Annotated in this window: 6 protein-coding genes; 1 reads left to right on the forward strand and 5 read right to left on the reverse strand. The window is 74.9% G+C overall.

Annotation, left to right across the window (positions count from 1 at the left end; all coding sequences use genetic code 11):
- Positions 1–4: 4 nt before the first annotated feature.
- From cydC to ACFQH9_RS25565, 4 genes are read right to left on the reverse strand one after another with little or no spacing between them, the layout of a single operon-like run.
- Complete coding sequence (cydC, locus tag ACFQH9_RS25550; protein ID WP_379569772.1) at positions 5–1,744, reverse strand: thiol reductant ABC exporter subunit CydC; 1,740 nt, start codon at positions 1,742–1,744, stop codon at positions 5–7.
- 6 nt (positions 1,745–1,750) lie between these two features.
- Positions 1,751–3,469 carry a thiol reductant ABC exporter subunit CydD gene (gene cydD, locus ACFQH9_RS25555; RefSeq protein WP_379569774.1) on the reverse strand — a complete coding sequence of 573 codons (1,719 nt, stop codon included), beginning with the start codon at positions 3,467–3,469 and terminating at the stop codon, positions 1,751–1,753.
- Between the two features lie 28 nt (positions 3,470–3,497).
- Complete coding sequence (gene cydB, locus ACFQH9_RS25560; RefSeq protein WP_379569776.1) at positions 3,498–4,502, reverse strand: cytochrome d ubiquinol oxidase subunit II; 1,005 nt, start codon at positions 4,500–4,502, stop codon at positions 3,498–3,500.
- A gap of 9 nt (positions 4,503–4,511) precedes the next feature.
- Positions 4,512–5,930 carry a cytochrome ubiquinol oxidase subunit I gene (locus ACFQH9_RS25565; RefSeq protein ID WP_379569778.1) on the reverse strand — a complete coding sequence of 473 codons (1,419 nt, stop codon included), beginning with the start codon at positions 5,928–5,930 and terminating at the stop codon, positions 4,512–4,514.
- Positions 5,931–6,051: 121 nt separating this feature from the next.
- On the opposite strand from ACFQH9_RS25565, the gene ACFQH9_RS25570 reads away from it, so the two are divergent.
- Positions 6,052–7,107, forward strand: a complete 1,056-nt coding sequence (locus ACFQH9_RS25570; protein ID WP_379569780.1) for an LLM class flavin-dependent oxidoreductase — start codon at positions 6,052–6,054, stop codon at positions 7,105–7,107.
- On the opposite strand, the gene ACFQH9_RS25575 is transcribed toward ACFQH9_RS25570, so the two are convergent.
- Positions 7,056–8,114 (reverse strand): beta-propeller fold lactonase family protein, encoded by a 1,059-nt coding sequence (locus tag ACFQH9_RS25575; RefSeq protein WP_379569782.1) that lies wholly within the window; start codon positions 8,112–8,114, stop codon positions 7,056–7,058. The genes ACFQH9_RS25570 and ACFQH9_RS25575 overlap by 52 nt on opposite strands.
- Positions 8,115–8,301: the final 187 nt, after the last annotated feature.

Below are 8,301 nucleotides of genomic sequence, written 5' to 3' on the forward strand. Positions count from 1 at the left end.
GGTGTCAGCGCTCGGCTGTGGACCGGCTGAGAGCAGGCCGGCCCGCGAACCACCCGCCGGCGTCCCGCAGCTCCGCGGGGGTGCCGTGCTCGGTCACCCGCCCCTCCCGGACGACGTACACGTGGTCCATCCGCCCGAGCCCGGCCAGGTCGTGGGTGATCAGCAGGGTGGCGCGGCCTTCGGCTGCGTCGAGCAGGTCGTCGAGCACGGCGTCCCGGGTGGCGGGGTCGAGGTGCGCGGTGGGCTCGTCGAGCACGAGGACCGCGGGGTCGGTGAGCAGCGCGCGGGCCAGGGCGAGCCGCTGCCGCATGCCGCCGGAGAGCCGGCTGCCGCGGACGCCCACGGGGTCGTCGAGGTCGAGGTCGAGGCGCACGCGGGCCAGGACGGTCCGCAGCTCGGCGTCCGTCGCGGCCGGCCGGGCCAGCCGCAGGTTCTCCCGCACCGTGCTGTCGAAGACGTGCGGGTCCTGCGGGACGCCGCTCACCACGGCGCGCACGGCGTCGGGGGAGCGCTCCAGCAGCTCGGTCGCGCCGAGCCGGACCGAGCCGACCTCGGCGTCGTGGAAGCGGAAGAGGACCGCGGCGAGCGTGCTCTTGCCCGCCCCGCTCGGCCCGACCACGGCGACGTGCGCCCCCGCGGGTACGTCGAGGTCGAGCCCGTCGAGCACGGGGGGACCGGCCGTGCCCCGGTCCCGGTAGCGGGCGCGGAGGCCGCGGATCCGCAGGTCGGCGGGCCCGGGGGGGACCGGCTCGGCCGACGCCGGGCGGACCTGCGGCGGGGTGTCCAGGACGTCGAAGAGCCGGTCGCCGCTGGCCTGCACCGCACCCAGCCGGGCGGCCGCCGCGGGCAGCGGCGCCACGATCTCGAACGCGACCAGCGCGGTCAGCACGAGGACGGCCAGCGGGATCGGGTCGAGCCGCCCCGCCGACACCGCCGCGACGCCGAGCAGCAGCGAGCCCCAGAGCGTCAGGCCGGCGAGCAGCGCGACGTCGCCGGTGCCGAGGCCGAGCAGCGTCGCGTCGCGGCGGGCCGTGCGGGTGAGCTCGGCGTCGGCCGCCTCGACCCGTGCGACGGCGCGGTCCATCGCCCCGTAGGCGACGAGGTCGGGCGCACCCTGCAGGGCGTCGACCAGGGCGGTCGAGAGCTCGGCGCGGGCCGCCGTGGCGCGGCGGCCGGGCCCGCGACCGGCGCGCGTGGCGAGCAGCAGCACGGCCAGCCCGTCGAGCAGCGGGCCGGAGGCGGTCGGCAGCCCGCCCTCGGTGAGCAGCGCGGTCGACAGCGCGACCGCCCCGCCGCCGACCAGCAGCGCCGACAGCGGTGGGGTCAGCCCGCGGACCAGCAGGTCCTGCGTGGCGTCGGTGTCGCTGACCAGCCGCGAGACCAGGTCGCCGGAGCGGAACCGACGGACCGGTTCGGTGGCCGCGAGCCGGGCGTAGACGCGGTCGCGCGCGTCGGCGAGGGTGCGCAGCGCGGCGTCGTGGGTGACCAGGCGTTCGAGGTAGCGGGCCACGCCGCGGGTCACGCCGAGCGCCCGGGTGAGCACCACGGCCACGCCCAGCGCGGTGACCGGCGGATGGGTGGCCGCGGTCGCGATCAGCCACGCGGCGAGCGCGAGCAGCCCGACCCCCGCCGCGGTCGCCACGGCCCCGAGCAGCACGCCCAGGGCGAACCGCCCGCCCCGGGGTCGCGCGAGCCCCAGCATCCGCACCACGCCGTGGGTGCGGAGGGTCGCTCGAGCACTCATCGCCACTCACGACTCCTGACGGGCGGGAACGGGGAGGACGGGCGGGGTCGTCGGAGCCGCCGGGGTCGTCGGGGCGGTCAGGTGGACCACGCGGGCGTCGGCGGGCAGCTCGTCGGCCCAGGCCGGGTCGTGGGTCACGATCACCGCGGTCCGGCCCTCGACCAGCCGCGCGACGGCGCGCCGGACCGCGGCCGCGTTGTCCGGGTCGAGGTGCGCGGTCGGCTCGTCGAGCAGGACGAGGGGCGGGGCGGGCGCGCGCTCGGCGCGCAGGAAGGCCCGGGCCAGCGCGACCCGCTGGCGCTGTCCCGCCGACAGCCGCGCGCCCCGCTCGCCGAGCCGGGTGGCGAACCCGTCGGGCAGCCCGGCGACGACGTCGTCGAGCTCGGCCAGGGTCGCGGCGCGGTGCACGGCCGCCATCGGTGCGTCGGGCTCGCCGAGGCGGATGTTGCCGGCGAGGGTGTCGTCGAACAGGTGCGGGTCCTGGGGGACCCAGGCGATCGTGCGGCGCCAGCGGTCCGCGTCGGTGGCGGCGAGGTCGTGCCCGTCCGCGGTGATCCGGCCGCTGGTGGGTTCGACGAACCGCAGCAGCAGTCCGAGCAGCGTGGACTTGCCCGCGCCGCTCGGCCCGGTGACCAGGGTCGTCCGGCCGGCGGGCAGGGTCAGGTCGAGGTCGTCGAGCGCGGGTCGCTCCCGGCCCGGGTGGCGGACCGTCACCTCGCGCAGCCGGAGGTCGCCGCGCGGTGCGTCCCCGGTGCCGGCCGCGACGGGGCCGGCCCGGCCGGCCCGGTCGTCGAGCACGGTGAACACCTGCTGGGCGGCCGCGATGCCCTCCATGCTGGCGTGGAACCGCGCCCCGACCTCGCGCAGCGGCAGGTACGCCTCGGGCGCGAGGATCAGCACGAGCAGCGCGGTCTCCAGGTCGAGCCGGCCGTAGAGCAGCCGGAAGCCGATCTCGACGGCGACCAGCGCGACGGCGAGCGTGGCCAGCACCTCGAGCACGAACGCCGACAGGAACGCCACCCGCAGCGTGCCCATCGTCGCCTCGCGGTGCCGGTCGGTCACCTCGCGCACCAGCGCCGCCTCGGCCTTCGCCCGGCGGAAGAGGGCGAGGGTGGGCAGGCCCTCGACGACGTCGAGGAAGTGCCCGCCGAGCCGGTTCAACAGCGCCCACTGCCGGTTCGTCCGGGCCTGGGTGTGCATCCCGACGAGCGCCATGAACAGCGGGATCAGCGGGAGGGTCACCGCGACGACCACGGCCGAGACCCAGTCCGCGCCCGCGATCACCACCAGCACCGCGACGGGCACCATCACGGCCAGCACGAGCTGGGGGAGGTAGCGGGCGAAGTAGTCGTCCAGCGCGTCGAGGCCGCGGGTGGCCAGGGTGACCAGCTCGCCGGCGGCGCGGTCGCGGGGCACGCCCGCCGTGACGTGCCGGACCAGCCGCGTCCGCAGCTGCGACTTGGCCTTCGCCGCGCTGCGCAGCGCCGCGACCTCGGCGCCGTGCGCGAGCCCGGCCCTGGCGACCGCGACCGCGGCGACGGCCGCGATCACCAGGGCGAGCTCCTCGAGCCCCGCGCCGTCGGTCGCGCGGGCGACGACGCGGGACACGAGCCACGCCTGCAGCAGGATCAGCCCGGTGAGGGCCGCGCCGCACCCGGTGGCGACGAGCAGGTGAGTGCGGACGGCGCTCGCCGTGCGCAGCAGGCGGGGATCGAGGGGTCTCATGGCCGGGACGGAGCGTGCGGACATCGGCTCAGTGGACCGACGGGGTGATGTGGGCGCGGGTGACCCGCTTGCGGAAGACCCAGTAGCTCCAGGCCTGGTAGGCCAGGACCAGCGGCAGGAACACCGCCGCCACCCAGGTCAGGACGGTGAGGGTGTAGGGCGCCGAGGCGGCGTTGTCGACCGTCAGCGAGTTCGCCGGGTCCGTCGTCGACGGCAGGACCTCGGGGAACAGCGATCCGAAGATCAGCACGGCCAGCGCGCCCACGGCCACCGCGGTGGACGTGAAGGCCCAGCCCTCGCGTCCGCGCCGGACCAGCCCGGCCCCCAGGGCGAGGGCGACGACCGAGGCGACGGCCACCGGGAGGGTCCACGGCGCACCGCTGCGGCCCTGGGTCCAGCCGGCGAAGGCGACCAGCAGCGGCAGCACCACCAGGGCCGCCCAGGCCGCGAACGCCCGGGCCCGCAGCCTGACCGGCCCGTCCGTCTTCAGGCTGAGGAACACCGCGCCGTGCAGCAGGAACAGGCCCAGGGTGAGCAGCCCGCCGAGCACCGCGTAGCCGTCGAACAGCCCGAACACGCTCGTGGTGACGACGTGGTCGGGACCCATCGCGAGCCCGCGGACCAGGTTGGCGAACAGCAGGCCCCACAGGAAGGCCGGGATCGTGCTGCCCGCGACGATCACCGCGTCCCAGCGCCGCCGCCAGAGGACCGAGTCGACCTTGCCGCGGTACTCGAAGGCCACACCCCGGCCGATGAGCGCCAGCAGGATCAGCAGCATCGGCAGGTAGAAGCCGCTGAGCATCGAGGCGTACCAGGCCGGGAAGGCGGCGAAGGTGGCGCCGATCGCGGTGATCAGCCAGACCTCGTTGCCGTCCCACACCGGGCCGATCGAGTTGATCATCACGCGGCGGTCGGTGTCGTCACGCGAGAGCACCGGCAGCAGCGCGCCGACGCCGAAGTCGAAGCCCTCCAGGACCAGGTAGCCGGTCCAGAGCACGGCGATCGCGACGAACCAGAGCAGGGGGAGATCCATCGTCGGCTCCTAGTAGACGAAGGCCGGGACGCGGTCGTCGGTCGTGTCGGGCTCGGCGGCGTCGTCCTCGGGATAGGGCATGACGGCGGCGGGCCCGGCCTTGACGTAGCGGAACAGCAGCCCGGCCTCCACGACCGCGAGGACCAGGTAGATCGCGGTGAACGCGCTCAGCGAGACCGCGACCTCGGTCGGGCTGACCCCGGGGCTCACGCTGTGCGCCGTGAGCAGCTCACCCACGACCGTCCACGGCTGGCGGCCCATCTCGGTGAGCACCCAGCCGAAGACGGTGGCCACGAGCGCCGCCGGGAGCGCGGCGATGACGAACGGGTACTGCCAGCGGTAGGGGAACAGCCGGCCCTTGCGCGTCAGCCACAGCCCGACGACCGAGACCGCCACGCCGGCCATGCCGAGGCCCATCATCAACCGGAACGCCCAGTAGAGGACGCCGATGTTCGGGCGGTAGTCGCCGGGGCCGAAGACCTGCTCGTAGCGGGCCTGGATGTCGTTGATGCCCTGGACGTCGCCCTCGACGCTGCCGGTGGCGAGGAAGGCCAGCACGCCGGGGACCTGCACGTTGACGTGGTTGCGGCCGTCCTGGATGTCGCCGACGGCGAAGAGCGAGAAGCCCGCGCCGTGCTCGTCGTCCCACAGGGCCTCGGCGCCGGCGAGCTTCATCGGCTCGTACTGCGCCATGAGCTTGGCCTGGTGGTCGCCCGAGAGCGCGACCAGCGCGCCGGCGACCGCGGTGACCACGAAGCCCGCGCGCATGCTCTTGCGGAACAGCTCGTGCTCGCGCGGCTCACGATTCCGCCACAGCTTGTACGCGCTCACGGCCGCGACGAACAGGCCCGCCGCCACGAACGCGGCCGCGACGACGTGCAGGTAGGTCGACCAGGCCTGGTCGTTGGTCAGCACGGCCACGATGTCGGTGAGCCGCGCCCGCCCCGTCACCGGGTCGACCTCGTAGCCGACCGGGTGCCGCATCCAGGCGTTGGCAGCGAGGATGAAGTAGGCCGAGAGGTTGGTGCCGACGGCGGCGGCCCAGATGCAGGCCAGGTGGACGCGCCGGGGGAGCTTGTCCCAGCCGAAGATCCACAGGCCGATGAAGGTCGACTCGAGGAAGAAGGCGAGCAGCGCCTCCATGGCCAGCGGCGCCCCGAAGACGTCGCCGACGAAGGTCGAGTACGCGCTCCAGTTCATCCCGAACTGGAACTCCTGGACGATCCCGGTCACCACGCCCATGGCGAAGTTGATCAGGAAGAGCTTGCCGAAGAACTTCGTCGCCCGCAGGTACTCGGTGCGCCCCGTGCGGTGCCACGCGGTCTGCAGGGACGCCACGATCACGGACAGCCCGATCGTCAGCGGGACGAACAGGAAGTGGTAGATCGTCGTGATCCCGAACTGCCAACGGGCCAGGTCGAGCGCCATGGCGGAGGCTCCTCCCGAACTTCTACGACTTGTAGAGGCTCGACTCAGTTCTACACCTGGTAGAACTTGCGGTCACGTGCCGGCGGCCGTGTGCCCGCTCACCGTCGCTACGGTCCGGGACATGATCGGCGCGCGGCCCCGGGTCGGGGTGTTCCTGCTCGCCCCGGGCTTCCCGGGGCGGTCGGCGGGCGAGGTGCTGGAGGGGACGGTCGCGGCGGCCGTCGCGGCCGAGGAGGCCGGGTTCGACGCGGTGTGGCTCGCCGAGCACCACTTCATGAGCTACGGGCTGTGCCCCTCGGCCGTGACGCTGGCCGGGTACGTACTGGGCGCGACCTCACGGGTCACGGTCGGCACCGCGGTGAGCGTGCTGTCCGTGCAGCACCCGGTCGCGCTCGCGGAGCAGGCACTGCTGCTCGACCAGGTGTCCGGCGGCCGGTTCCGGCTCGGCGTGGGCCGCGGCGGGCCGTGGGTGGACCTCGAGGTCTTCGGCACCGGGCCGGAGCGGCTCGAGGGCGGGTTCGCGGAGTCGCTGGACCTGCTGCTGGCGGCCCTGGCCGGGCCCCGGGTGCGCGGCGACGGGCCGCTGTTCCGGTTCCGCGAGGTGCCGGTGGTGCCGGGGCCTCGCGCGGGCGTGGACCCGCTGCTGGCCGTCACCTCCGACACGGGGATCGGGCTCGCCGCCGCGCGGGGGCTGCCGATGCTGCTCGGGATGCACGCCGACGACGCGGAGAAGGCCCGGTTCGTGCGCACCTACCGGGCCCGGGGCGGACCGGACGTCACCCACGTGAGCACCCACCTCGCGCACGTCGGCGACACGACCGCCGGGGCGCGGGCCGCGGTGCGCTCGGCGCTCCCGCGCTGGTTGCGGCCGGGGCTCGCGGGCTACGTCCGCCACGACGGCGCGCCCCGCAGGCCGCGGGACGCCGACGAGTACACGGACCTGCTCTGCCGCCTCCACCCGGTGGGCGATCCCGGGCTCTGCCGCGCCCGGCTCGACCGGACCCTCCGCCACACGGGCGCCCGGTCCCTCGCGCTGATGGTCGAGACCACCGGTGACCCGGCCCGGACCCGCGAGAACGTCGCCCGCCTCGGTGCCGAGGTGCTGCCGGGCCTCACCCTCCCGGATCAGGCGGTCCGGAGGACCGAGAGCGTGTTGTCGTCGAAGTTCGTGACGTAGGCGGTGCGCCCGTCGGGCGCCACGGCGATCGTCGTGGGGCTGCGCCCGACCTGCACCGTGGACACGACCGCGCGGGTGCCCGTGTCGATGACCGAGACGGTGTTCGCCGCGTTGTCGGCGACGTAGGCGTGCCTGCCGTCGGGGGCGAAGACGACGCTCTGCGGGTTCGCCCCGACCGGGATCGTGCCGGTGACCCGGTCGCTCGCGATGTCGATGACGGAGACGTCGTTCTGGTCGTAGTCGACGACGTAGACGGTGGTCTGGTCGGGCGACACGGCCAGGCTGTGCGGGCTGCGGCCGACCGGGATCACGGCGGTGACGGCGAACGTGTGCCCGTCGAGCACCGAGACGACGTTCGACTCGTGGTCGGCGACGAACGCCTTCGAGCCGTCCGCGGTGAAGGCGACGAAGTGCGGATTGGGCTTCACCGGGATCCGCTTGACCACCGACTTGGTCCTCCAGTCGATCACCGAGATGTCCGCGGAGTCGTGGTTCGGCACCAGGATGGTGTTGCCGTCCGGGGAGACCGCGGAGGCGTAGGGGTGCAGGCCGACCGGGATGGTGTGCGTGACCGCGTGCGACGACGTGTCGATCACGTCGACGGCGTTCACCGCGTTGGCGGCGTTGGTGGCGGGGTTGTAGACGCTCACGTACAGGCGCACGCCGTCCGGGCTGATGCTGGCGAACTGCGGCGGCCCGTTGGGCACGGGGACGGTCGCGGTGATCCCCATCGTGCCCGTGTCGATCACCGAGATCGAGTTGGAGCCGGTGTTCATGACGTAGGCGGTGCGGCCGTCGGGCGACAGGAGCACGTCCTGCGGGTTCTTCCCGACCGGGGTGGTCCCGGAGACGGTGGGGTTCGCCATGCTCGCCGCCGCGTTTCCGGCGCCGCCGCCTGGGGCCGCGGGGCCGGACGACCACGGGGCACCCCCGCGGAACAGGAACACGCCGACCCCCGCGGCGACCAGCACCACCACGACGGCGGCGACGGCGAGGAGGATCCGCACCGGCCGGCGCGGTCCGCCACCACCCGGACCGGCGAGCGGCGGGGGGCCGGGCGGCGGCTCGGAGGTCGTGCCGGGCGGAGCGGCCAGAGCCGTGTCGCCTCCACCACCGTCGCCGTCGGCGGCACCGCCTGGAGCGGCCGGGCCGCCAGCTGCGCCGCCTCCGCCTGCTGCGCCGCCTCCGCCTGCT

The organism is Pseudonocardia lutea (assembly GCF_042658055.1).
In the GTDB taxonomy this organism is placed as follows: domain Bacteria; phylum Actinomycetota; class Actinomycetes; order Mycobacteriales; family Pseudonocardiaceae; genus Pseudonocardia; species Pseudonocardia lutea.